The sequence below is a fragment of the Crocosphaera sp. genome (genome assembly GCF_030064895.1).
Taxonomy (GTDB): domain Bacteria; phylum Cyanobacteriota; class Cyanobacteriia; order Cyanobacteriales; family Microcystaceae; genus Crocosphaera.
The window spans coordinates 43,795-69,727 of the sequence record NZ_JASJEB010000014.1; the positions used below are offsets into that span (position 1 = coordinate 43,795).

Sequence of the window (25,933 nt, forward strand, 5' to 3'; positions counted from 1 at the left end):
CTTTATTCTCTATTTCTCATGTTGCTACTTAACTTTGAACTGTCGGACACTTTCTTGTAAGGACTGAGCAATGGCTAAGAGTTCTCGGAATGAGTTGGAAACTTGGGCTGCTTCGCTGGAGGTTTTATCGGAGATGGCTGCCACTTGACTCATGGTTTGGGTCACCGTTTGACTGGTTTGGGACTGTTCAATGGCAGAACGGGTAATAGCTTCGACCAGTTCACTAATTTGAATACTCGCTACAGTGATCTGATTGAGACTTTTACGGGTTTCATCTACTAATTTTGTCCCGGTTACTACCTGTTCTGTCCCTGCTTCCATTGCTGCTACTACATCATTGGTTTCTGCTTGAATATCGGCAACTAGGGTTTCAATTTCGGCTGTCGCTTCAGCAGACTGACGGGCAAGCGATCGCACTTCATCGGCAACTACAGCAAAACCTCGTCCTTCTTCCCCTGCGTGTGCTGCCTCAATGGAAGCATTCAGGGCGAGTAGGTTGGTTTGATCGGCAAAACTACTAATTAAGTTGACCACTTTAGAAATTTTCTGGGAGGACTCTCCTAACCGTTTCACTTTCTTGGCGGTTTCGGCTACTGTCTGACGAATGGCCATAATTCCGTCTACTGTACGATTCATGGCTTCTTCTCCCTGTTCTACGGTTTCAGTGGCTTTTTGAACGGTGGCTTCGGCTAATTCTGCGTTGGCTGCAACCGCACTAATGGAGGCGTTCATGACTTGCAGTTTATCTAAGGTCGCAGAAATATCCTGTGCCTGTTCAAAGGCTTCCTGGGATAAGGTACGAATAGCTGAGTCGTTCTGTTCGGTTGTCTCAGAGAGTTGTCCGGTGGCGTTTTGTACCTGGTTAACGATTTTTCTCAGGTTTTCGATGGTGGCGTTATAGGAGTCGGCAATAGTACCAATTTCATCTTCTGTCACCTTAGCCCGAATGGTGAGATCCCCTTGAGAAACCGGATCTACTTCCATCAGCAATTCTAATGCCCGTCTTTGCAGTTGTTCTTTAGCTATTCTTTGTTCTTCCTCAGATTTTTTCTGTTCTTCGAGGAGATCAGCCCTTTCTAGGGCAAACCCGATGTGAGTAGCAACCTGCGAGAAGAGGCTAATTTCTGGACTATTCCAGTTTCTAGGGCCGGAACATTGGTGGGTAATGTATAAGCCCAATAATTTCCCTTTACGAATCACAGGTGCGACTAAATTAGCACGGACTTTAAAGGGTTCGAGTTCCTTAAGGTGACATTCGGTTAATCCGGCGTTATAAATGTCTGGAGTAGCTTGAATCCTACCATCGAGGTATTTATCGACAAATTTAGTGGCAAAACAAGGGTCCATAATTTTCCCATCTAAAGCATGGGGATAACCCTCGGCCACATCTTCGGCCACAATGGTTCCTAACCATTTTTCGTCAAAGGTATACAAAAGAACTCGATCGCTTTTGAGAATACGACGCATCTGTTGAACCGCCACTTCCATAATTTCTTCTGTATTGATGGCTGTGGCGATGCTCACGGTGATACTCCGTAACTCTTGAGCGAGTCTGGCATCCAGTTTTTGTTGTTCCTCTAGGGTAACGCGGTCGATAGTAACGTTTAACTGTTCGGCTACACGCTGGATAAAGTTGATTTCTTGCTCTTGCCATTGATGGGGTTCTTGGCAATGATGGGCGATCAACAGGCCAAAAATATCCCCTTGCTTGATCACAGGAACCACTAAATTAGCTTGAATCTGCAACTTTTCCATCAGTTTATAGTGTTTGGGATGAAAACCGGCTTCATGGACATTATCCGTGGCAAGCACTCGCCCTTGACGGTATTTTTCCATAATTTCTCGGGGAATACAGCGATCGCTAATTTCCAGTTCTTTGGCACTGGGATAACCGGAAGCAACGGACTCATGAGCAATAAAAGAACTACCATCGAGATTAAATTGATAAATCACCACTCGATCAACTTTCAAAACCTCTCGTAACTGTTCCAAAGTGCGATCTAAAATTTCTTCTAATTCCTGACCATCGTTAATCACAGTACCGGCAATTTCTGCTAAGAGGTTGGCCTGTTGTGCGAAGAAGGTTTGTTTTTCCACTAAGCCATAAATTCGTTGGCTCATGGTGTTGACGTTTTTGGCTAAAATACCGAATTCATCATCTCCGGAGGCTTCTATTTCCACAGTTAAGTCCCCTTCACCAATTTTCTTGACCGCACGAGTAACACGGCGTAGAGGACTGATAATTTGTTCAGAAAGGAGAACAGCGGCAGTTCCAGCCAACCCGGCAGTGATTAAGGTTCCTAAAAAGATGGCGGAGAGGAGTTTTCTCTGGGGACCAAAAACCTCGGCATTATCTAGAGCAATCACTCCATTCCATCCTAAGTGGCCAAAACCATCGATTTTGGGAAGGGGTGCTAAAGCTAAAAATTGCTCCCTATCCATGGCTACTCCGGGTTTTTTTTGATTGGCAAGAGAAGGATAAATGGAGAATAAAGAGGGGGCTTGGACAGCTTTTAGTTCAGACTCCTGGCTTCTTTTATCTACTTGCCAGACACTATTGATGTAAGTGACTTTTACTCCTTGAGGGGCTAGAAATACCTCTTCATTGTCATTGACTAAATAAATATCTTTTTTGTGTTGATGGGATGCTTGATCAGTGCCTTTTTGAATCACTGTTTTTAGGTTTTCAACGGGCATCCGCGAACGAATGACCCCAATTATTTTCCCTGTTTGACTATCCTTGATGGGAGCGGAAAAATAAATATTAAACGTTTCCTCGGTGGTAGAAATGAGGGGTTGGCTAATGATAGCGGATTTAGTTTTAAGAACTTCTTGAAAGTAACTACGATCGCCATGATTTTTTAAAGGTGTGCCTTGAGATTGGGCAATGACATCCCCTTGTAAATCAAAGACGGCGATACTGTCATAAAATTGATAAATATCTGTATAACGATCTAAAATTTTTTGTTTATCTTGAGCAGAAAGACTATCTCTTAATTCTGCTTGGGTAAAGATGTTGAGGGTGGCCAAAGCTTGAATATCAAGATAGCGATCGCTCATAAAGCGAGATACTTGATTACTCAATGCCTCAACATGGGTAATTTCTGATTCTTCAATTTGATGATAAAGAATGTCACTAGAAATTTTATAGGCTAAAGAACCGACCACAACAACTGGCATAATACCAATGACCGTGGCTGCTAGAATACTTTTGGAACGTAGGGTTAAACGTTGGCACCATTGCATGACAGGCCAATGGTGCCAAGGGGGTGAGATGGTTGGAAATGGTTCTCTAGGGGGTTCAGGGGAGGGTTCAACCTGGCTTTCAATAGTCAACAGGGAAGACTTGGGGGTTTCGGTTTTAGAGGTATCTGGGGATTGATTTTCTACTAAAGAAAATGCCTGATCAACAGAACCATTATAGTTATTATTATCTTCAGTATTGTGGTTAGGAGAAATCTGAGTCATGGGATTAACTAAAAAATGAATATCAATAAACGGGTAGAATACTGCTAAGCTGAGTTAAGAGTTGGAGTTTTTCCCATGAGATAATCAGGGTTTAAGACTCTTGATTTTGACCAGTTGTCTATAAATTTTCTTATATTGAACTAAGGTCGCTAAGCTGCTAAATCACTCCGTAGTGACTGACTGGGAGACGGAGAGAGAGTTTTACTAATTTGTCAATAGGTTGTTTTCACAAGTCAAAAGTCAAAATTTTTAACTTAAGTAATAAGATTCAAAAAATGATTCTCTTCTTATTTTTATTCTTCATAAATGAAGAGGCTTTTAGGCTAAGTTTTTAATAAAAGCTTTTTCCTTCGTAAGCCCTAAACGATGTGTAGAATTTATAAAATAAGTGCTATATACAATAGAAGAGGATGGATATTTAACTTGTCGGTTCAATCATTAAGAGGGTTGGGGCATAGCTGCCAGAATTGCTTCTGGTTCGAGTACCACCCACATTTCTTGACCTTCTGGTAACCAATAACCTCGCAGAAAAGGGGCTAAACTGGAGCTAATAGCTGAGTCGAAAGAGGATTGAATTTCATTGGGGTTACACCATTCAATATCATCAACGCCAGTAACCACGGCTCCTAAATGCTGACGCTGAGCTTTAGGCACTCTTTGAGCGGGTGTTCCTGCATGGAGGATAATACTACGATAAATAGGGGTTACTTGTGGTTGTTGGTGCCAAGGGGTTAATCCCAGTAACGCCCCTAAATCGATTATCCAGAGAATTTCTCCTCGCCAGTTATAGACTCCCATAACCCAAGAGGGCATTTCGGGGATGGGAACGATTTGACCCAGGGGAATGGTGATCACTTCGGTGAGTTGGGTGACGGGCAACAGTAAAGTTGTGTCTGGAACTAAGCGAAATCGCAAAAATTGCTCTAGTTGCTCGGCGTTTTGATGGCTTAGGGTGGTTGTTGAAACGTTGGTTTGAGAAAATTGAGGTTGAACCACAATGGCTAACTCCTGATAACTTTAGGGGATGAGTTCTTGAATGGTGTTCAAAAATGTATCTTGATCTATGGGTTTGGGAATATAAGCGTCGGCCCCTTGCCGTTTACCCCAAAATTTGTCCACGTCTGTGTCTTTTGTGGAACACATAATGATGGGAATTTTACTGGTACGTTCTTCGGCTTTGATCTCCCGACAAATCTCAAAGCCACTCAGTCCGGGTAAAATCACATCGAGAACTATCAAATCAGGGAGTTCCCCATTCAATTTTTCTAGTCCTTCTTCGCCACTGGTGGCGATTTGGGGGATAATTCCTGCTAGTTTTAAATATCCGCTAATGATTGCTCTTTCTGTCACAGAATCGTCGATAACAAGGGCAGTTCCCATGATTATTTTTACCTCGTTTAATGATTGATTAATGTGTTTGATCAGAATTCCCTAGTCTTAGACTTCCCTTAAACTTAAGGAAAATAACATTGTTAACCCATAAAATTCCGAAAATTGACAATTACAAAAAAATTGGTACGAATGCTTAGACAACACTTTCTTGTTTGAGATTTTTGCGAATGGCACTTAAAACTAAGTCGGGATTAACTGGTTTACTCATAAAGTCTGTTGAACCCACCATTTTGGCCCGTACTCGATCCACAATCCCGTCATTTCCTGTGAGAATAATAATGGGAGTATGACGGAAAAAGGAGAGTTTTCTCAGTTGTCCACAAATTTCGTAACCGTTGGCGTTGGGCATCACCAAATCTAAGAAAATAACGTCTGGTTTACGGGCTAACAGAATAGCGATCGCTCTAAGAGGATCGTTAATGCCTAAAAATTGGTAGTTAGCCCCCACTAAGATTTTTTCTAGGGTTTGACACATCAAGGGACTATCATCCACACAGGCGATCAACGGACCGTCGGAAACCTCTGGAGTGGTTGCGGTGGGGTTTGTTGGGGGAAGGGAGACTGGGGGGGATAAGTCTTGGATGGTTATTAGTTCTATTAATCCCATCTGTATGTATGGCAGGAGAGAACTGGTGAGAGTCACTACATCTCGTTTCATGCGGATGGAGAGATCCCGTAGGGTTTGATTACCGTCTAGGAGTTGTTTGAGGGTTTGATAAACTTGGGGAGAGGTGCGTTTTTGTAATTCGTCTGCCTGGCGAATAATAGGGGACGAGTTGGGAGAGCGATCGGCGACTTTTGCTCCTTGCCAAGCTTGCCACTGTTTTTGAGCCTTGTTAATTAGTTGATCCGCGTCGATCAAAACTAATCGCGTAGAGAGCAAGTTGTCTTGTCTGAGTTGACAAGTGACTTCCATGCTTTGGGTAATATCAAATAGCACTTCGATAATTACTGAGCGAATCATTCTAGCAGCTTGTTCGCGACTAATTTTTTGTTGTTCTACCCACAAACACAGCAGTTCATATTCCCAACATAAACGAAAGTCTTGATTCCCTAACCTGGCTAAGTCTACTTGTAAAGAGGACAATTTACTGGCAATTTCGGGGAGATAACGGGCAATATGTCTTCTCCACCGTCTCACGGGATGGTTTCCCCCAGTGGCATACATAATTCGTCCTAAATACAAATAAAAGAACCATGTTTCTTGTTTGCTATTGGTTAAAACCAGTTGACCACTAAATCTAGGTTGTTTGAGGCTATCAAAAAACCCTGCTTGTCTTGATGGTGTAAATTCTGATATGGAAGTTGGGGTTTGATGAGGATAGGCAGTTGTCATCATTACATTTTGCATAAGGTGAGTCATCACACTGTTACAATTCTAGAGTTCCCTTAATTGCCCAAAAAATAACATTCCGAAGTGAGTAGGAGTGACGCATTGACAGATGATTGACCCTAATGTCGGGCAGAATACCCCATCCTTCCCTTCTGGGAGGAAACAGGAAAAGTATTTAAAGCGTTTAAATTCTCAATACCTCATATCCTAAAGGGGAAAAAGATTCATGAGTTTAGGATTATTCCTAAATATAACGGTCGTTATTTTGTCGCTCAATTTGTCTATGAAATTAAGGAGGAAATAGTAGAAAATCGAGATAAAGATCCATGTTTAAGCTTAGACTTAGGACTGAACAATTTAGTAGCAGCGATTGATACAAAAGGGTCGTTATTCCTAGTGGATGGACGAAAACTAAAATCAATAAACCAATGGTACAATAAGCAGCTAAGTAAATTACAATCTCTTAAAGACTTACCAAACATTGAACATTGAACATTGAACATCTTTCATTTTGGTTTCAAGCCTCTCCCTTTAGGGAGAAAGAAGTTTGGGAGAGGTTTCAAGCCTACTTCCAAACTAATGATAAATGATAAATGTTAAATGATAAATGAAATGACCAGAATATAATGCAGATAATCCAGAAACCTATGAATTTTCAGGAAAGAGAATAAAGAGAGGTTTGTATCGGACTAAGAATGAAAAATTAGTTAACTCAAATATTAATGGTTTTGCTAACATTGGAAGTAAAAGTAAAGCCAATCTTTTTTAAAAGAGAGAGGTATTAGAGGGGCTTTTGGTTGATCTAAAGCTATATTTATTGTGGCTAAAAAAGCTTAAAATTAAATTAATATTTAATCAACCAAAATGCTTCATTTCTAATATATAAGGGGTTACTATTAGCAGGAGGAGCAATCATTTTGACTTCTTTCATTAAAACATTATGTTCAACTTTCCAGTTAGTATAATCAGCAGATTCATCTTTTTCTTGTTCGGGACAACTATAAGTTACTTTTTGAATTTTATGATCATCAATTTCAAAAAAACGTCCACATTTTTGTGGTAAAATCATGATAACTAGCAAACGATTTTCTTGCTTAGGATATAAAGTAATGGTACTCGGTTGTTTAACACCAGTTGCTACTCTCCCCCAAAATTGAGCCGTTGCTGCATAGCTTTTTTGTCTAGGTTGAGGATTAACAATTGCTATTTCATTTAAAGGTTGAAAATCAGTTTTAACTTTTGATAATTCAGAAGGATTCAATAATAGTAATAAACTCATTGATAAACTTAAATTAATATTCATATTGCTGATGAATTTAGTATCTGTATTGTGTTAAAGTTTAACTAAAATTAGGTGATTTTTATTAATCACCGATGAGAGATATTTACGCTCACAAATTTTATAATCTTGTTGATTGTTAAATTAATCATGAAAAAAAACGAAATACTGATTATTGGTTATGGTAATACCCTAAGAGGAGATGACGGAGTTGGTTATAAAATAGCAGAAATCATTGAACAATGGAACCTTGATAATATAACATCTTTTGCCGTTCATCAACTCACCCCAGACTTAGCGAAAAATATTGCTAAAGTGGATACGGTAATTTTTATAGATGCAGTTCCCATTACTGATATCAATACTGCAAAACTTGAAACTAAAACCATTTCTATTGAGCAAAAAATTAATAATTTAGCCCACCATAATAACCCCGAACAATTATTATCTTTAACCCAAGCTATATATCAAAAAGTACCTCAAGCTTATTGGATCTTAGTTCCTGCTATAAACTTTAATTTTAGTGAAGAATTATCACCAATTAGCCAAAAATATGTTAATCTCACCTTAGAAAAAATCAAAGATATTTTATCAACCAAATAATTTATTATTCATGATTATCGAAAGTGCAGAACTTTTTTTATTTGAATTACCTTTCATCAAAAGTTATCAAACTAGCTACGGTGAAATGAATCAAAAAAGAAGTATTATAGTTAAACTATCTACTTATAATTTATCTGGTTATGGTGAAGCATCAACTTTACCTTTTCCTTTTTATTTACCCGAATATACTGACACTTCCTATATTGTCTTAAAAGATTTAATTCTTCCTCAAATTCTTGGTAAAACTATCAATTCTCCTAGTGAATTTCATCAATTTTTATCTCATATAAAAGGTTATAATTTTGCAAAAACAGCCGTAGAAACCGCCTTATGGGATCTGTATTCACAACAACTTAAAACACCTTTATGGAAACTATTAGGAGGAAAAATTAAAGAGATTCAAATAGGTGGCGCAGTTGGTATTACAAAAGATAAAAATAAACTCTTAGAAGAAATTAGTTTAAGAATCGAACAAGGTTATAAGAGAATTAAACTCAAAATCAAACCAGATTGGGACATTCAACCCCTAGAAATTATTAGAAATAAGTTTCCCGATATTCCTTTGCTTGCTGATGCAAACTGCGCTTACACTTTACAAGATATAGACTTATTAAAAACCCTAGATAACTTTAACTTAATGATGATAGAACAGCCTTTAGGTTGGGATGATATTATTGATCATGCAGAACTACAAAAACAGATTGAAACCCCTATTTGCCTCGATGAAAGTATTTTATCCTTAGAAGATACTCGCAAAGCTATTAAACTAAATGCTTGTCAAATTATTAATCTTAAACCTGGAAGAGTTGGGGGACTAACAGAAGCAAAAAAAATACACGATTTATGTCAAAAAAATAATATTGGAGTTTGGTCTGGGGGAATGTTAGAGTCATCTATAGGAGCATTTTTTACCCTTTCTCTTGCCACTTTAGACAACTTTATTTATCCTGCTGCATTAAATACTAATGACTATATTGATGACATTGTTACTCATAAATGTCTGCCAGAAAATGGAACAATAAAAGTTCCTCATTTTTTAAGTGACTTTGAGGTAAATGAAGATAAATTGAGACATTATACAGTTTCCTCAAAGACAATTATATAGTCTCAGTCGAACACCAATTTAATTTTAAAAAAGCGAAAAATTAGGTAGTGTATCATAAGTAGTGAAAATTAAATTTTTGCCCAAGTTTCTGTTAGGATGATAATAAAAAACCTAATTCCGCAAACTTATAGCGATGGGAATCAAAACCGTCCCGATCGCATAATTCAACCAATCTTTGGCGTAATCGCCAACCAACAGATGTATAGCTGCTAATATAACCGTGGCGAGTCGAGGTTCAACTTGAGCCTTTAGACGACTTCAGAAGGATGTCTTTAACGAAATCTGATTGCGTCAAAATTCCCTGAGATGGGCTAAAGAGGAAAGCCAGCAGAAACAGCCCAAAGGCCACCAAAACAATGGCCGAACCCGAAGGAATGTCCAGATAGAAGCTCAAATACATTCCGGCAATGCTGGCAAATGCCCCCAGACAGCCGCCCAAAATCATCATCTGGTGTAGCTCTTTCACCAGTAGATAAGCCGTCATTCCAGGGGACACAAGCATGGCAATCACCAGTAACACCCCCACAGTTTGCAGACTAGCAACTATGGTCAGACTAATGGCGGTGACGATGCCGAGGTAATACCAGCGCACCTGTAGACCACCCGCTTGCGCCCCAATGGGGTCAAAGGTGTAAAACAAAAGCTCTTTGTAAAACAGGCATACACAGATCAAAATGATTAACGTCACGCCAAAAGTCAGCATCAGATCGCCCCGGTTGACCCCCAGGATATCGCCAAACAACACATGAATCACATCGATGCGGTTGGCTCCTGGCAGCACCGTTACCAGGGTTGTACCGATCGCCAGAAATGATGCCAAGATCAACGCCATCACGGAATCCATCTTGAGCCGGGATTGGGACTCAATGCCAGCCAGCACGACGGCACTGACCACCCCTGCTACCAGCGCCCCCAACGATAGGGGCAACCCCAGAACCAGAGCCACCGGCAACCCGGCCAGGACAGAGTGAGCAATCATATCACCCATCATGCTCATCTGTTGCACGATCATATAGCTGCCCACTACGGCGCACAAAACCCCCAGCATTACTCCCATTGTCAGGGCATTACGCATGAATTCAAAGCCCAACGGCTCAATTAACCAGTTCAAACCAATACACTCCCTTTTATCTACTAAATTAAACACGCGAGACCTTATGCAGTAATAGACCACACCGGGGCATCGTAGGCTGCCAGCAAGTTGTCTTTCGTCATTACTTCTTGGCGCGGTCCCTGGGCGATGACCCGCTTATTCAGCAATAGTAGCTGATCGTAGTGATCCAGAGTTTCGCTGAGGTCATGGCTGATGACGAACAAAATTTTCGACTGGGCCTTAAGCTCGCTAAAAATGTCAAACATGATGGACTCTGTTTTCTGGTCCACTCCGTTGAAGGGTTCATCCAAAATTAGGAGTTCGGCTTCTTGCGCCAGGGCCCGGGCCAAAAATACTCGCTGCTGCTGCCCACCGGACAGGTTGCTAAGGCTGCGATCGCGGTATTCATACATACCAACCCGTTGTAGTGCCGCCTTAACCAGTTCGCGCGACTGGCGACTAGGACGACGGAACAGCCCGGTTTTCTGGGTGCAGCCCATCATGGCCACATTCCAAACAGTAATTGGATAGTCCCAATCAATTTGCGATCGCTGGGGTACATAGGCAACCTGGGAAAGCTGCTCTGTCAGAGGCTTCCCTTTTAATAGGGCGGTCCCCGTGGCCGACTTAATCAAGCCCAGCATAGCCTTCACCAAGGTGCTTTTACCCCCCCCGTTTGGGCCAAAGATGCCCACCAATTGGCCCGCATCGAAAGTACAACTGACATTGTTGAGTGCTGTAAAACTGCGGTAACTCACGGACAAGTTTTGAACGAGCAGCATAGTCTGCCTCCGAGAAAAGTGAATAGAAAATGAACAGAAAATGATGCAAGCATGAAATAAGTATATTGCAAATCTTTCTTAAAAAGCAACGGCTTTCTCGTCAGCAATATAAATGAAACACTCACTATTTTCAGGTAGTGTTTCATAATCTGTGCTGCTTAATTTCTTTATCTTTTTTTTAGAAACAATTTATTAAAATATCCATAATCATGATTTAAACTATAGTGAGATTATTTCTCAATTAGATACCCAAATATATTTGCAAAATCCTATGAGTTTTTTCTTTCAGTCAAGGCCCCGTTTTGCCAGCACTTTCGCCGCTTTAGCTCTTGTAGCTGGTTTAGCCGCCTGTGGTAGCACTCCCGAAACGACCACCTCCACAGAAGCAACGGAAGGTGATGGTGAAACCATAAAAGTCGTCGCCTCCTACAGCGTCATTTGCGACATGGTGGAGCAAGTTGCAAAGGGGGTGTTTGAACCCGACTGCCTGATAAGTTATGACCAAGATCCACACACCTATGAAGCCAAGTCATCTGACCGACAGGCCATCGAGCAGGCGGATGCTGTGTTCTATGGGGGGATGAATTTTGAACCGTCGATTATTGAGATGGCAGAAGCGACTACCACCCCTGCTCCCAAAGTTGCCGTACACGATGAAGCCGTTCAGGACGTGATTGAAATTGAGGAAGAAGGGGAAGTGGAACCCGACCCCCATGTTTGGCATGACGTGGAAAACGGCACCCGCATGGTAGAGCTAATCGAGCAAACCCTGGTTGAAATTGACCCCGACAATGCCGAAACCTACGCCAGCAATGCAGATGCCCTCACCAATAAGTTAGAACAGTTGAACGCCTGGATTCCGGAACAGATTGCCACTATTCCAGAAAATAAACGCCGCCTGATTACCACCCACGACGCTATGAGCTATTACGCCAGAGCCTATGGTCTGAAGGTGGAAGGTACCCTGTTGGGAGTCTCAACGGATGAACAACCCACAGCCGCCCAGGTTAAGTCACTATCCGAAGGGATTAAGACCATTGGCGTTCCCGTGCTGTTTGCAGAACTAACCGCCAACGACAAGGTACTGCAAACTGTTGCCAATGAGGCAGGGGTGACTATTTCAGAAGATGTGCTGATTGCTGACGGTATTGGGGAAAAGGACACTCCCTCTGGAACCTATCAAGGCATGCTGGTTTACAACACCTGTACCATCGTGAACGGACTGGGGGGTACCTGTTCGGAGTTCGAGTGATATATGATATATTCCCTCGTTAACCCCTACACAGTTTAACGGGGGATTCTTTCCACATAGCTGTTAGTAATTTCTTGCTGCTTACTCAAATAAAATACTCCCATTTATTCGTCAGTTTCTAGGACATAAATAACCTGTTTAAACAAAAACAAAAATGAATAATTTTCTGTATAAATTAACTTAAGTTTTAGACGTTTAAAAAGGTTTTGCCATTCTTCATCAGTTCGATTATTATGAGGATGTTCTAAGAATTCAAAATTGACTAAACTATCAACAGCATAAGTTAAATATTGTTGGAGCTTATTGTCATAAATATCCTCGATAATTATAATTTTTTGACCGACTCGTTTAGCTTCGGAGAGAACAGAAACTACATCTATGGTATGATGTAGGACGGTAAGAAGTAAAACACTAGAGAAAGTTTTATTTTCAAAGGGAATTTTTTGACCCTCATAAATAATGGGATTGACCTGAGAAAAGAGACTAAAATTTTGGATATCGAGGGGAACAATTTTAAATCCTTGTAACTGGAAATAATGAGCAATTGTGCCTAAGCCACTCCCTAACTCTAAGATTAAATCTTGACGGTTTAACCACGGTTCTAATCGCTTAAATTTCTGACGAGCATCCCACTGCCAAAGGGGAAGCATTAAGCGAGCTAACCAAGGCCATTGTTTGATAATTTCTAGTCCCATTTTTCCTCAAACGTTAACAATTTTACCTGGGTTTATTTTGAATTTAACAGACATTTGGTGACAAAATCTAAAGTTTTGCGAACAACCATAGACAAAATTACCTCAGCATTGGAAAATATAACTATCCAGTTATATAGCAATGGTTATGGTTAAAACTCCTGTTAAACCCGATCAACCGAAACCAGGAACAAAAGCACCTGCGAAAGAAACTCTCCTCACTCCTCGCTTTTATATCACAGACTTTGAAACTGCGGCTAACCTATCTCTAACAGAACAGGAAACCGAGTTAAACGCCATGTTGACGGAAATGCGCAACGACTACAACCGTCATCATTTTATGCGAGATGAAGAGTTTAAAACCGGTAACTGGGATCATTTAGATGAAACCACAAAAGAAGGATTTATTGAGTATTTAGAACGGTCTTGTATTTCTGAATTTTCTGGCTTTTTACTCTTCAAAGAATTGTCTAGAAAACTCAAAGGCCGCAATCCTATTTTATCGGAAATGTTCCAGTTAATGGCCAGAGACGAAGCTCGTCATGCAGGTTTTTTAAACAAAGCCATGTCTGACTTTAACCTATCCTTAGATTTAGGAAAGGTTACAAAAACCCGTACCTATACTTTCTTCCCTTTAGAATGGGTTATTTATACGGTTTATCTTTCTGAAAAAATTGGTTACTGGCGTTATATTATCATCTTCCATCACTTAGAAAAACATCCAGAAAAGCAGTTTTATCCAATTTTCAAAAAATTTGAAAATTGGTGTCAAGATGAGAACCGTCATGGTGATATTTTTACGGCTTTATTGCGTTCTCAACCCAAACTTTGGAAAACCTGGAAAGCTCGTTTATGGAGTCGCTTTTTCCTCTTATCTGTGTTTGCAACCCATACTTTAACTGTTCATGAAAGAGCTAGTTTTTATGAGTCTTTAGGGTTAAACGCAACGGAATTTGATAAAGAAGTGATCCGTAAAACCAATGAAACCTCAGCTAGAGCTTTTCCTAGTGTCTTGGACGTAGATCACCCTGAATTTTATCCTCGTTTACAACGTTGTTCTCAGCGTAATTTGAAGATGAAAGAAATAGGAGAAAGTAAAGCTCCTAAATTCGTGAAAACCTTACGTAAACTACCTTTAATTGCTGGTATTGTGGGAGATTTATTCCGTGTTTATCTAATCAAACCCATTGATGCTGAAGCTTTACGGGGAACTGTTAGATAGAGTTAAATCAATCATAACCTCAAATTAATCTTGAAAGCTTGTGTGTGCAGGCTTTCTTTTTTTTTTGCTATATTAATCATTATATGCTCCAATATTCTGTTGATTCCCTGTTCCCTAACCTCATGGAGTAACTGAGAGGGGAAAAATATGAATAAGACCCCGTCGTTAACGACAGAATTTAAACAAAATGTGAGGAAGAATCTGATGACAGCAACTATTAAAGCTACAGAGAACAAAAAATTAGCATTACCTCCAGGGATTAAACGTTACGGTTTACAAGCTATTTTTAATCTTATTTTTCGTCCTATACCTACTTTAGAAAGGTATCGCGATCGCTACGGAGATATTTATTATTCTCCTAGTTTTGCTGGTTTTCCCCCTTTTATTATTATTGGCAATTCAGAAGGGGTTGAAAGCTTATTTACGGCTGATCCTGACTTATTTGAGACAGGAAGTTCTAACAAAGCTATTCAACCCTTATTAGGGGATCAATCCATTTTACAATTAGATGGGGAACCTCATAAAAAACGGCGCAAGTTGTTAATGCCATCGTTTCATGGTCAACGGTTACAAAGTTATGGAGAGATTATTACAAATATTACTCAGTCTATCATAGATCGCTGGCAGAAAGATGATATTTTTTTGATGAGAGAAGCGGCACAAGAAATTACATTAAGTGTGATTCTTCAAGCTGTTTTTGGCATTAATGAAGGAAACAAATATCAACAATTAAGACAACAATTAACTCGCTATTTAGACTTATTCAATTCTCCTGTTTACACGACTACTTTATTTATACCTGCTTTACAAAAAAATTGGGGTAAGTGGAGTCCTTGGGGAAATTTTATTTATCAGAGAGATCAGGTTTATGAGTTACTAAGTCAAGAAATTGATAAACGAGGAACAGCAACAGAGGGAGAAGATATCCTGAGTTTACTATTATCAGTAACCGATGAACAAGGCGAACATCTTAGTAAGAATGAGGTGATGGGTGAACTAATGACTATGTTATTTGCTGGTCATGAAACAACCTCTTCTGCCTTAGCTTGGGCATTTTATTGGCTTCATTTTCATCCCTCAATTTATCATAATCTCAAAGATGAATTAGATACAATTAATGTTGATAGCGATCCGATGGAAATAGCTAAACTGCCTTATTTAAGTGCAGTTGTTTCTGAAACTTTAAGAATTTATCCTATCGCCTTATTTGCCTTTAATAGAACTCTTAAAACATCTTGGGAATTTATGGGTTATTCCCTAGAAAAAGGAATGTCTTTAGGCCCTTGTATTTCTCTAGTTCATCATCATCCTGATATTTATCCCAACTCCAAAGAATTTAAACCAGAACGCTTTTTAGAACGTCAATTTTCCCCCTATGAATTTATACCTTTTGGTGGAAGTAATCGCCGTTGTTTGGGTTATGCGTTAGCATTATATGAGATGAAATTAGTCTTAGCAACGGTTTTGAAACAGGTTAACTTAAAGTTAGTTAATTCTCAACCTATTTTACCGGTTAGAAGAGGGTTTACTACCAGTCCTCAAGGAGGCGTGAAAATGCAGATTATATAGCAGTTAAAAAATTAGTTAGGATATTATATTCTGTGTATCTTTGACTATCCTTTCTCAGAATAATATAAGTGTCATTCTGAGGAAGGAAAAATCTCACCAGCTTACTTTTCCTTCTAGTTTTTTAATCTTACTTTTTCCAATTCCCTTTACTCTTGTTAAGTCTTCTAAAGAAGTAAAAGGTTGAGTCTGACGAGTCTCAATAATTCTTTCTGCCAGGGATTTCCCAATTCCTGGCAATGTTTCTAATTCTGCTAAATTAGCGGTGTTTAAATTAATAATTTTTGTTGCATTTTCTTGTTTTCCTTGTGTTAATAAGCTAGGGCATTTTTTAATATCTTGTTGAATTTTGTTATTGATATATTCAGGGATTCCCAAAGTAGAATTATTGTATAATCTTTCAAATTCCTGTTGATAATGCTTTGTAATAACAGGATTTTTGATTATTAACAAAGTTTCGTCATTTTTATAATTAGCTGATGCTGACCAATTATGAGACCCTGTAATAATAATATTATCATCAATAATAGCAAATTTATGATGCAATTTATCTCCTTGAGGAAGGTTCGCAACCCCAACCGTATTAATCTTTTCTTTCCAGGGTTTATTATCTCTTTCATACTGACAGTTATTACTCAAAGCAACCCCTAACATATCTAAACCTTCGCTATAAGAACGAAAAATAAAGTCTGGATCGATTAATGCTTTAATATTTACACCTTGATTATTTTTGCTCTCTAAAGTATTAGCTATCTTTTGGTCACTAAAAACAAACAAAGCTAAATTAATCGAACTTTGAGCATTATTTAAGACACTACCAATGAATCCATTAGTAGTTAGTTGCCAATCTTTTTTTGAGGAATCAGGAGAAAATTTAACCGTCACTTCTGATTCTCCTATGTTAATAGTTTTTTGCGATCGCTTTAATTTATTGATCCCAAATTGACTATCTTTTTTTCCGCCTTTACCATCTCCCCACATTAAGTTAAACTCTTCTGTAAAAAGTTGCGCTAATTCCGATGATTTTATTTTTAACAAATTATTAGCATTCCCTCTAGTTGACTCATTATTAAAATCTCCATGAACTCCACTTAAAGTAAAATTAGCTGAACTTATAATCATAACTTTACCATCAATAATAATAAATTTATGGTGCATTAAACCTGTTCCTTTTGAGCCATCTTCTGTATCATCAATAATGGAAATTTCATCTTGATTTAAAATAGTGAAAATATCCCTTTCTGCAAGTTCTTTGTTACTTAATATCTGGTCATCATTAAGATCAATAAAATCAATATACTGCTCATATCTTTGTTTTTCTCGTGGTTCCATCTGACGAACTATTTCTGGAGAAAAATTAGCCAGATGACGGTTATAAGTATTCTCTAAAATAATCCTAACCTTGATGCCTTTTTCTGCTTGTTTAACCAAAGCTTTTGCAATATTAGGAAGACGAAACTCTTGCACAGCAATATCAATAGTCGATTCAGCAGAATTGATGCTATTAATAATAATATTTTCTAAATTGTCCCCAGGACGCTCAATGTTACGATAAGGATCACTATAATCAGCACCTTTGGCTTGATTTAGGTTAAAATAGACCTCAATAAAAGGATCTTGGGGAAGGGGCTGCGATCGCTCATTTTTCAGAGAATTATCACAAGCAACTAATGCCAAAAATACCCATAATAATAAGCAAACAAATTGTAAACTTTTCTGATAAAATCTTTTCATAAGAGACAAGATTAGGCATTATGTCTAAACGCTAAACTGTTGAACTAATTATATTAACAAAAAAGTGGTCTGTCTCTTATGGGATAATAAAATTAATACTCTCTAAAAAATTGAGAAATTAAACTCAAATAAAATATCAACTATGGATTTATTGCGATCGCTGCCCATCGGACTCTATTTAGAAAACCCTTTCACTTGGTTACATAAACTCGATCCCAGAGTTAAGTTAGCCTGGTTATTATCATTTCTTTTAGCCCCGATTTTATCCACACCAGAATGGCGATTAGTTTTGGTAGGATTATTAATGATTCTCACCTTAATTGCACAAATTCCTTTGAGGGTTTGGAAACAACAAATGGGATGGTTATTAATCCTAAGCTTCCTCATACTTATTCTTACCACTTTATCCCCTGATGGGTTAGCAGTTTCATCTCAACCGAGACTACCTGAAAGTGATTTATCCTTGCCTCAACCCACCAATTATAGCTATGTTTTAATAGATGAAGGTAGATTATTTATAACCCGTCGTTCTCTAGAATTAGGCATAAGAATTAGCACCTTAATTTTTATTTTAATTTATAGCACAAATTTATATTTACTAACCACTGCCCCCGAAGAAATTACCGCCGGATTAGATAATTTATTATCTCCCTTACGTCGCTTTAAAATACCTATTACGGAAATTTTATTAACCTTAACCTTGTCTTTAAGGTTCATTGCTTTAGTGTTAGAAGAAGTTCAAAATTTGATAAGATCAATTCGCACTCGGGCAATTAATTGGAAAAAATTAGGCATCAAAAAAAGTTTACAAGTTTGGTTAGTTGTAGTAGAAAAATTATTTGAAAACCTACTAATGCGGGCCGAAGAAATTGCGATCGCGATGGAAGTTAGGGGTTTTCTTACTCCTAACCAACACCAAGTAGACTGGCATCAATTACGTTTAATAGGAGAAGATTGGTTAGCATTAGGATTATTAATCATTTTTTGGTATGGACGATTGATGTGGGGAAATATGTAAAAATATGCTAAGTATTCGGCATTAAACTAAAGGGTAAAAGCGGTAGGTATTTATGTAATTCTCTAAAGTCTCTTTAGAGAATATCTTCCTTATTTTTCCCTTATTTTTAAGCCGATAGCTGATAACAGAATACTTCCAGATTAAAAATCAATCAGTTTCAGAATGTTCAAATAGATAACCTTTTCCTCGAACAGTTTTAATAATTTGGCCATGAAGATCATTAATTTTTTTACGAATTTGACCAATATGAACATCTACTTTTCTTTCAACTCCTACCTCACGATTATTACCCCAAACAGCAGAAATTAGATCGCTTCTTTCCCAAACTCGGTTAGGATGGGTTGCCAAAAAATATAATAATTCAAACTCCAAAGTTGTTAAGGGTAAAACTTTATCATTGAGAGTCACTTCACATCGATTTGGATTAATAGTTAATCCCTTAATAGTAAAAGAGTTATTGGGTGTATTAAGACTGAGTTCTTTACCACTACTACGTTTTAATAAAGCAGCGATCTTGGCTTTAAGAATTTCTAAATTAAACGGTTTAGTTAAATAATCATCAGCCCCCTGTTCAAACCCTTCTAAAACATAATTTGTATCCGTCATACAGGTTAACATCAGCACTAAAGTTCCGGTTGCACGGATTTCTTTACAGAGATTAAAACCACTTTCATCTGGTAAATTAACATCTAAAATAGCCAAATCAGGGTTAAAATATTGAAAAAGTTCTCTAGCGGTTCTGGCATCAGCAGCAGCTTTAATCTCATAGTTGTTGTAGCTAAAAAATCTTGAAATTAACTGGCAAACCGCAGGATCATCATCAACAATTAGGATTTTATATTGAGGAGAATTAAGTTCCATAGACGTTTGTAAGTAAGGGATATTAACAGTCATAAGTCAAAAAGGTTGGGGATTATATTAATAAGGATTTAATTGTTCATGATACTACTCACACGCAAGAAATTTAAAGCAAAATTTTATGATTTTTAGCTCTCAATGTGAGTAAAATAATCTGGTGAAAGCAAAATAGTTAACCACCCATTTTGGCAGAAAAATTATCCTTAAAGTTTGACGAAGAGACAGGAGGAAATTCATTATATAAACCATTACGGCCCCCTTTCCTCTCTCTCGCTAACATTCCTATAGCGTCAGCCTCCTTGCGACATTAAGGTGAAACATAGCCGTTGATTTATTTTAGTTAATGACCAAATCATCAGACTCTTTTTTGTATCGTCAAGACACCACACCACTCATTGATGTTTTAAACACCTTAAAAAACAAACCCGATGCTGCTTTTTATGTTCCTGGCCATAAACGGGGACAAGGAATTAGTCATCCGTTACGGCATTTGTTAGGGGAGGCAGTGTTTCAAGCCGACATACCAGAATTACCAGAATTGGGAAGCCTGTTTGCCCCGGATGAGGCCATGGCCAAAGCCCAAACTTTAGCATCTGAAGCTTTTGGGGCTGATCAGACTTGGTTTCTGGTCAACGGGTCAACCTGTGGGATTATTGCTGCTATTGCGGCAACTTGTAACCCTGGAGATAAAATCATTGTACCCCGTAATGCTCATCAATCTGTCATTATGGGCTTAATTGTCTCTGGGGCGGTTCCGATTTTTCTTAATCCTGAATATGATTCTAGATGGGATATTGCTCTGAGCATTACCCCAGAGGCTCTAGAAGCAGCGTTAAAAGAGAATTCTGATGTAAAAGCTGTTTTGTTGGTTTACCCCACCTATCACGGCGTTTGTGGCGACATTCGATCTCTGGTTGCTATTACTCGGCGTTACAATGTCCCGTTACTGGTGGATGAGGCACATGGGGCGCATTTTAACTTTCATGGGAACTTACCCCCTTCTGCTTTGTCCGTGGGGGCAGACTTAACTGTACAATCGACCCATAAGGTATTAGGGGCGATGACTCAGGCTTCTATGCTACATTTACAGGGTGATCGCATTAATCCCGAGAAAATTAGTCAAGCTTTACAGTTAGTCCAGTCTACCAGTCCCAGCTATTTATTATTAGCTTCTTTAGATGGGGCTAGGCAACAAATGGCGTTACAGGGAGAAAGATTATTAACTCAAACTATTGAGTTAGCACAACTAGCTGTTGAAAACATCAAGAAAATTAATAACTTAGCAGTCTTAGAATTAACAGAAAGACGGCCAGGATTTCATAATTTAGATATTACCCGGTTGACGGTTAATGTTACTGGTTTAGGAATAAGTGGGTTAGAAGTTGATGATATTTTTCGCGAAAAATTACAAGTTACTGCTGAATTACCAATGTTATCTCATTTAGCTTTTGTTATGTCCATTGGCAACACAAAACAGGATATTAATCAGCTAATTAATGCTTTTCAAACCCTCAGTGATTCTTTTTCCTCATCTCCTGATACTCAGTTATCTTCAGCCTCTCATCTACTTAACCCATCTCCTCTAAAATTATCCCCCCGAGATGCCTTTTTTGCTACTAAAAAAGCAGTCAAAATTGAACAAAGTATCGGTAAAATAAGCGGTGAATTAATTTGTCCTTATCCCCCTGGAATCCCCATATTAATGCCAGGAGAAATGATAACCAGTGAAGCGATTGCCTATTTAAAGAAAATACAACAATTAGGAGGTATGATTACTGGATGTACTGATACTAATTTAAACAAAATTAATGTTGTTATGTAGGCATCTCAGATATCAGCTTACTTGATCAACACAATATTGTCCATTTATCTCTTAGTTTAACGCTCACGGCTGAATAACTAAACTATTTTTAATTAAAAATCAATTTTTTCAGGAACATCAATACTAGAAAGATTAGCTAAAGATTTGAGATGTTGACTGCGAATTAATTCAGTAAAATTTAAAATAGAACGTCCTTCTATTTTAGCAGCATTTTCTATGCCTTGCAGAAGATTTTGGGCAGCTTCTACCTCTGTATAACCTCGTCTTAAAGCAACTTTAATAGCAGCTTCATCTGTATCTAATTCTCTTTGAATACTGCGATTATCTCGCCAAATTTGTCTTACTGAAATAGCTGTTAAACCTCCTGCAACTAACATTCCTAGTGCATCACCTTGACCTGTTTCTACTATTAATCCGATACTTCCAGCTAAGACAATTAATTGATTAATATCTGGTTTAAACCAACGAATATTAATTAACAAACTTGTCGCCCTTAATATCAATAAATCTCGCTGACCTCTTGGTAGCCGTCGCCATAAATCAAAGTTGATATAAATAGGACGGCCTTCTCGATTCCAAGGAGGTGAAAATGGTGCATCAATGACTTTTGACTGCTGGGGTTGACTAACAATCTTAGTTAACATTCTCCCAGAAGCAGGCATAATATCTAATAAACGGCTAATCTCAGCATCAATACTCATAAAAAAACGGCCAAAACCCTTACTCTATTATTGAGTATAATTGGTTTGAGACGTACCGTCTTTCAGAAAACACTTTTCTAAGAGTTGAATTTTGTATAAATACCAGAAACGTCTCATTTCCCAAACCATAGGTTTATTAGGATCAAATAAAGGTTGATTCAGATACGTCCAAATAGCAATTCCCATCTGTTTAAAACGCCATAAGTTCATTGATGATCTCATTGTTACTAAATCCCTAATTAATTTTTAAAGTTCAACAATTAAGTGCTGTTTTAGAATTATTGTCCATCATTATTCGACAACCTTTCTATTATCAATGTGACAGATTTAAGCTATATTTTGCTTGGTGAAAAACACGGAATATTCTGCAAAAATCTACGTATACTAAGTATTTTCTGGGATTGATACCAATAATAACTTTTCAAAGTTCCTACAATGCTTAATATAGCAAGGTTAAAGTTGTTAATAGATTGAAAAATTGTTACTATTTGCTATGGAAAACTATTAGTCTAAACGATATTTTAAACTAGTAAATACACCCAGTTTTCCCTAAATCAGTTCAACTAATATCATCAATTAATATTTTTTAATATTGAGAAAATTAATCATTAACTTTTGCTGCGAGTAATATCAATAGTAATTTTACCAGCAAAATCAGGAATAGGAGGAGCTACTTTAGTTAATCTCACCCTTACTTGATTGAGATTTGGTAAGGTAAGAATTTCTTGAGCGATAATTTCTGTCAATCTTTCAATTAGAGCAACTTTTGTTGTTTGAATATGATTTTTAACAATAGAGATCGCCTCTCGATAGTCTGAGGTATCATCGAGATTATCACTCGTACCAGCATCGCTTAAATCCACACCTAAAGTTAAATCTACCTCAAACCATTGGCCCAAAACTTGTTCTTCGGGTAAATAACCTGTATAACCGTAACAACGAATCCCAGTTACTTCGATAAAATCCATTTGAGTATTTGTTACTTTCATCGTAGTAGAAGTTAAATAATAGTAGGGTGGGCAAAGCCAGGATTTAGATGAATTAATCTAGAATATAGATATCTTGCCCACCTAACCCACCTAATAACTAATAAGAATGGTGGGCAATGATTATCAGTTAATTTTATAGTTTACCATACCATTTTCATCAACTTAGACTACATGAGTTTATATTGTAGGGGTTAACGGCCTTTAACCCCTACTTTAGGAAATTGGCATTAAATCAAATAAATTAACCCATTTCCCGACCCTACTCGCTCAATATAAAATAGAGATATCATTGGCCACCTAAAATAAGCGATCGCATTTTTCCCCAACTTATGAATAATGGCTGCTTGGTGGGCAATTATCTTGACTTGACTAATTAACATAACAAGTGACAATGTTTGCCCACCCTACGTTTTGTAATGATAATTCTTTAAAATACCTTGGAGCATTACATCAAAAATTTAGACAAAACAATGATTCAATCGTTATTATTGTTAATAGCATAATTCTACTATAAATCTTATGAGTCGTTCACCAAATAATGATCTTTCCCGTGAAATAAAAAAACAAGTTACTATTTTAGGCAGTTTTGTCAGTATTTTTTGGATTACCGAACTAATTGACATCTTTATTTTACAAGGAAGGTTAAATCAATATGGAATTAAACCCCAAAGTTTAATCGGTTTACGAGGTATTTTATTTGCCCCATTTTTACATGGAGGTTTACCCCATTTGATCGGTAACACTGTCCCTTTTCTGGTGTTGGGATGGTTAGTTATGCTGCAAGAAACCAACGATTTCTGGATTGTTACTGCATTAACCATGTTAGTCGGAGGGTTAGGAGTCTGGCTATTTGCTGCACCCACTTCTATTCATATTGGTGCCAGTATTTTGATTTTTGGTTACTTAGGATTTTTGTTACTAAGGGGTTATTTTCAGCGTAATTGGCCCTCCATTTTTCTGTCTGTTTTAGTCGCTTTTCTTTACGGTGAATTAGTCTTAGGAGTATTACCCTCAGCACGAGGAATTTCTTGGCAAGGCCATTTATTTGGCTTTTTAGGTGGGATTTTGGCAGCTAAATTAATCCCCACTAAAAAAACGCGTTAGTCCTTATAAACCGGAATCGATGGACAAAACAGCATCGAATTGACTGGTAGAATCATTGGGAGAACTAATCGTCATTCCTAACCCTTTAATCGACTCTAAAATTAGTTTACTTTCTGGGGGAATGGTTCCACTCGGTAAACCTTCTAACTGTTGATTCAGTTGTTCAAAATCAAGGTAAAAATAGCCTAAATTTTGAGAAGGTAATGAGGATTTAATTTCTTTAAAGTTGGGATTCTTGAGCAAACTTTCTTGTTTATTTGATTCTTTCACAACTTCAAAAGATGTTCCCAAAGTTACCATCAAATTTCGCTTATTCAACCACCCATGAGATAAGACAACCCCTTGACCAGGAACTATCCATTCAACTACTTTAGTCCCCTTAACATTTTTCTCGTTTACATCAAAACTAGCATTACTTTGAGAAAATTCAGTAAACTTTTCTAGGGTATTACTAGCTGTTGAGCGATCGTTGGTTTCTAAGAGAATCATTCCTCCTAATCCGAAGTTAGCAATTCCACCCCGATCTAACTCAATAAATCCGAATCCAAACTCTCCATCCATCCAGTTAAAAAGGTCTCGATCTACATCTAATTTTATTTGACGGAACCCGCTACGAATCTCTCTGACTAAACTATTAACATCTTGATCTTCTCGACCCATTTCTACTAATTGATTCCATCCTTCATTGATTCCTTGTCCATGGGCTAATAAGAAGGTTTTTCCAGGAAATTCTCCTAAGATATTGCCTTTAACTGGCTTCAGTTTTGCATCAGTTTTATCAGGGTCAAGATTAGCGATCGCTTGTAAGTGTAATCCCTGTTTTTCTGCACCTATTCCCACCACAATTGACTCTACTTCTTCTAATTGCTTCAAGCTAGTTTCTGGAATAGGTTGATCTGTATTTTCTAAAAATTGTTCAACTGTTTTTCCATAATTAGGAATATAAATATTAAACAGAGAATTGTCTACCGATAGTGGTTGTTTTAACAGTTTTCTCGCTGTGGGTTTATCTGCATAAGAAGCAGCACCTTGAAAACTATCAATAGCTGTTTCAATTGTATAATCTTTTTCAGCTAACACTAAACGATTTCCTAATAGAGCAAAGCTAAAATTATCACCTGAATAATTTTGTGCTTTGGTAATGGTAATGTTTTGATATTCTCTCGTTTCTAGAGTTAAGTCTCCTTCTATTTGTAGTTTGTCAAAAAATCGCTTAGCTTTGAGTTTATTTTGAACACCAATAACTATTAAAGGTTGTACATCTTCAGGCAACGGTGATGATTTTCGAGGAGGAAGAAAAGCAATTGTAATTCCATCTATCCAAGGTTGAATATCTTTGGCAAAGGAAATATTGTTCTCAGAAAATATTTCTTGGTCCAATTCCTCAAGACGGGTTTCAATCTCTTTTTTAACTTCAGGAGTGCCATAATTCCATAACTGTTGCCAAGCTTTCTCATTGGTAGATAAATAACCACTGGCAAACGCTGATTCCGGGATCACTTCTGCTGCCACTAGAGGGGTTATACTTTGATTGGCAAAAAAGGGTAATTCCCCTTGAAAATAATAATAAGCTCCCGCGCTTCCTGCTGCTATTATAGCGGTTGCTCCAACCAGAGGAAAGAAACCACAACCTGATTTATTATTAGTTGACATAAATTTTATCCGTATTCATTATCTTTATTATAATTAATCATCTAATATCAACAAAGTCTAATAATTATTACTCTAAGCATCAATTATAATCAATTAAAATAATAAAAGATTTTTTAAAAAATAAGCCGCAAAATCGTAATAATTGATGCTTTGTTAATTATAGCAGTCGCCAAAGCTATTAGGACATTTTTCTGTTCCCTGTTCCCTGTTCCCTGTTCCCTTAAAATATAATTTATGTGTCCTAACTAGCCTGTCTATTGCTATATT

At 37.7% G+C, this 25,933-nt stretch carries 24 protein-coding genes; 9 read left to right on the plus strand and 15 right to left on the minus strand.

The window, feature by feature from the left end:
* Positions 1-24 precede the first annotated feature (24 nt).
* The 4 genes from QNJ66_RS06070 to QNJ66_RS06085 all read right to left on the minus strand — a co-directional run bounded on the left by QNJ66_RS06070 (position 25) and on the right by QNJ66_RS06085 (position 6,199).
* Entirely contained in the window at positions 25-3,468 is a 3,444-nt protein-coding gene (locus tag QNJ66_RS06070) for a methyl-accepting chemotaxis protein (RefSeq protein ID WP_300504010.1), read from the minus strand.
* A 438-nt stretch (positions 3,469-3,906) separates the two neighbouring features.
* Positions 3,907-4,464, minus strand: coding sequence for a chemotaxis protein CheW (locus tag QNJ66_RS06075; protein ID WP_300504012.1), 558 nt, complete (start codon positions 4,462-4,464; stop codon positions 3,907-3,909).
* Between the two features lie 21 nt (positions 4,465-4,485).
* A complete protein-coding gene (locus QNJ66_RS06080) occupies positions 4,486-4,848 on the minus strand; it encodes a response regulator (RefSeq protein WP_300504014.1) in 363 nt (120 codons plus the stop codon).
* Between the two features lie 145 nt (positions 4,849-4,993).
* Positions 4,994-6,199: a response regulator gene (locus QNJ66_RS06085; protein ID WP_300504016.1), complete on the minus strand. Its 1,206-nt coding sequence runs from the start codon at positions 6,197-6,199 to the stop codon at positions 4,994-4,996.
* A 282-nt stretch (positions 6,200-6,481) separates the two neighbouring features.
* Here QNJ66_RS06085 and QNJ66_RS06090 point away from each other — a divergent pair, with 282 nt between their 5' ends.
* Positions 6,482-6,685, plus strand: coding sequence for a transposase (locus QNJ66_RS06090; protein ID WP_300504055.1), 204 nt, complete (start codon positions 6,482-6,484; stop codon positions 6,683-6,685).
* Between the two features lie 352 nt (positions 6,686-7,037).
* On the opposite strand, the gene QNJ66_RS06095 is transcribed toward QNJ66_RS06090, so the two are convergent.
* The gene (locus QNJ66_RS06095) at positions 7,038-7,496 is read right to left on the minus strand and encodes a hypothetical protein (protein WP_300504017.1); all 459 of its coding nucleotides are present in this window, start codon (positions 7,494-7,496) and stop codon (positions 7,038-7,040) included.
* A gap of 126 nt (positions 7,497-7,622) precedes the next feature.
* On the opposite strand from QNJ66_RS06095, the gene QNJ66_RS06100 reads away from it, so the two are divergent.
* Positions 7,623-8,075 carry a hydrogenase maturation protease gene (locus QNJ66_RS06100; RefSeq protein ID WP_300504019.1) on the plus strand — a complete coding sequence of 151 codons (453 nt, stop codon included), beginning with the start codon at positions 7,623-7,625 and terminating at the stop codon, positions 8,073-8,075.
* 10 nt (positions 8,076-8,085) lie between these two features.
* On the plus strand, positions 8,086-9,180 hold the full coding sequence (gene menC / locus QNJ66_RS06105) for an o-succinylbenzoate synthase (RefSeq protein WP_300504021.1): 1,095 nt from the start codon (positions 8,086-8,088) through the stop codon (positions 9,178-9,180).
* A 235-nt stretch (positions 9,181-9,415) separates the two neighbouring features.
* Here menC and QNJ66_RS06110 read toward each other — a convergent pair whose 3' ends face one another.
* Together QNJ66_RS06110 and QNJ66_RS06115 are read right to left on the minus strand one after the other, a co-directional pair.
* The gene (locus QNJ66_RS06110; protein ID WP_300504022.1) at positions 9,416-10,291 is read right to left on the minus strand and encodes a metal ABC transporter permease; all 876 of its coding nucleotides are present in this window, start codon (positions 10,289-10,291) and stop codon (positions 9,416-9,418) included.
* A 44-nt stretch (positions 10,292-10,335) separates the two neighbouring features.
* On the minus strand, positions 10,336-11,055 hold the full coding sequence (locus QNJ66_RS06115; RefSeq protein WP_300504024.1) for a metal ABC transporter ATP-binding protein: 720 nt from the start codon (positions 11,053-11,055) through the stop codon (positions 10,336-10,338).
* 259 nt (positions 11,056-11,314) lie between these two features.
* On the opposite strand from QNJ66_RS06115, the gene QNJ66_RS06120 reads away from it, so the two are divergent.
* A complete protein-coding gene (locus QNJ66_RS06120; RefSeq protein WP_300504026.1) occupies positions 11,315-12,307 on the plus strand; it encodes a zinc ABC transporter substrate-binding protein in 993 nt (330 codons plus the stop codon).
* Positions 12,308-12,411: 104 nt separating this feature from the next.
* Here QNJ66_RS06120 and QNJ66_RS06125 read toward each other — a convergent pair whose 3' ends face one another.
* Positions 12,412-13,002: a methyltransferase domain-containing protein gene (locus QNJ66_RS06125; protein ID WP_300504028.1), complete on the minus strand. Its 591-nt coding sequence runs from the start codon at positions 13,000-13,002 to the stop codon at positions 12,412-12,414.
* 145 nt (positions 13,003-13,147) lie between these two features.
* On the opposite strand from QNJ66_RS06125, the gene acsF reads away from it, so the two are divergent.
* Positions 13,148-14,221, plus strand: a complete 1,074-nt coding sequence (gene acsF, locus QNJ66_RS06130) for a magnesium-protoporphyrin IX monomethyl ester (oxidative) cyclase (protein WP_300504030.1) — start codon at positions 13,148-13,150, stop codon at positions 14,219-14,221.
* Between the two features lie 204 nt (positions 14,222-14,425).
* Positions 14,426-15,790: a cytochrome P450 gene (locus tag QNJ66_RS06135; RefSeq protein WP_300504032.1), complete on the plus strand. Its 1,365-nt coding sequence runs from the start codon at positions 14,426-14,428 to the stop codon at positions 15,788-15,790.
* Positions 15,791-15,883: 93 nt separating this feature from the next.
* Here QNJ66_RS06135 and QNJ66_RS06140 read toward each other — a convergent pair whose 3' ends face one another.
* Positions 15,884-17,521 carry a DUF655 domain-containing protein gene (locus QNJ66_RS06140; protein ID WP_300504034.1) on the minus strand — a complete coding sequence of 546 codons (1,638 nt, stop codon included), beginning with the start codon at positions 17,519-17,521 and terminating at the stop codon, positions 15,884-15,886.
* 142 nt (positions 17,522-17,663) lie between these two features.
* Here QNJ66_RS06140 and QNJ66_RS06145 point away from each other — a divergent pair, with 142 nt between their 5' ends.
* On the plus strand, positions 17,664-18,539 hold the full coding sequence (locus tag QNJ66_RS06145) for a CbiQ family ECF transporter T component (RefSeq protein ID WP_300504036.1): 876 nt from the start codon (positions 17,664-17,666) through the stop codon (positions 18,537-18,539).
* A gap of 147 nt (positions 18,540-18,686) precedes the next feature.
* Here the strand turns inward: QNJ66_RS06145 and QNJ66_RS06150 are convergent, their stop codons facing one another.
* Positions 18,687-19,400, minus strand: a complete 714-nt coding sequence (locus QNJ66_RS06150) for a response regulator transcription factor (RefSeq protein ID WP_300504038.1) — start codon at positions 19,398-19,400, stop codon at positions 18,687-18,689.
* 340 nt (positions 19,401-19,740) lie between these two features.
* Here QNJ66_RS06150 and QNJ66_RS06155 point away from each other — a divergent pair, with 340 nt between their 5' ends.
* Positions 19,741-21,219 (plus strand): aminotransferase class I/II-fold pyridoxal phosphate-dependent enzyme, encoded by a 1,479-nt coding sequence (locus tag QNJ66_RS06155; protein WP_300504040.1) that lies wholly within the window; start codon positions 19,741-19,743, stop codon positions 21,217-21,219.
* A gap of 92 nt (positions 21,220-21,311) precedes the next feature.
* Here QNJ66_RS06155 and QNJ66_RS06160 read toward each other — a convergent pair whose 3' ends face one another.
* The 4 genes from QNJ66_RS06160 to QNJ66_RS06175 form a co-directional block, all read right to left on the minus strand.
* A complete protein-coding gene (locus tag QNJ66_RS06160; RefSeq protein WP_300504042.1) occupies positions 21,312-21,920 on the minus strand; it encodes a DUF3318 domain-containing protein in 609 nt (202 codons plus the stop codon).
* Between the two features lie 27 nt (positions 21,921-21,947).
* On the minus strand, positions 21,948-22,142 hold the full coding sequence (locus QNJ66_RS06165; protein WP_300504044.1) for a hypothetical protein: 195 nt from the start codon (positions 22,140-22,142) through the stop codon (positions 21,948-21,950).
* A 386-nt stretch (positions 22,143-22,528) separates the two neighbouring features.
* Positions 22,529-22,888, minus strand: coding sequence for a dihydroneopterin aldolase (gene folB / locus QNJ66_RS06170; RefSeq protein WP_300504045.1), 360 nt, complete (start codon positions 22,886-22,888; stop codon positions 22,529-22,531).
* 248 nt (positions 22,889-23,136) lie between these two features.
* Complete coding sequence (locus tag QNJ66_RS06175) at positions 23,137-23,289, minus strand: hypothetical protein (RefSeq protein ID WP_300504047.1); 153 nt, start codon at positions 23,287-23,289, stop codon at positions 23,137-23,139.
* 139 nt (positions 23,290-23,428) lie between these two features.
* Here QNJ66_RS06175 and QNJ66_RS06180 point away from each other — a divergent pair, with 139 nt between their 5' ends.
* Positions 23,429-24,013 (plus strand): rhomboid family intramembrane serine protease, encoded by a 585-nt coding sequence (locus tag QNJ66_RS06180; RefSeq protein ID WP_300504049.1) that lies wholly within the window; start codon positions 23,429-23,431, stop codon positions 24,011-24,013.
* 3 nt (positions 24,014-24,016) lie between these two features.
* Here QNJ66_RS06180 and QNJ66_RS06185 read toward each other — a convergent pair whose 3' ends face one another.
* The gene (locus QNJ66_RS06185; RefSeq protein WP_300504052.1) at positions 24,017-25,666 is read right to left on the minus strand and encodes a DUF3352 domain-containing protein; all 1,650 of its coding nucleotides are present in this window, start codon (positions 25,664-25,666) and stop codon (positions 24,017-24,019) included.
* Positions 25,667-25,933: the final 267 nt, after the last annotated feature.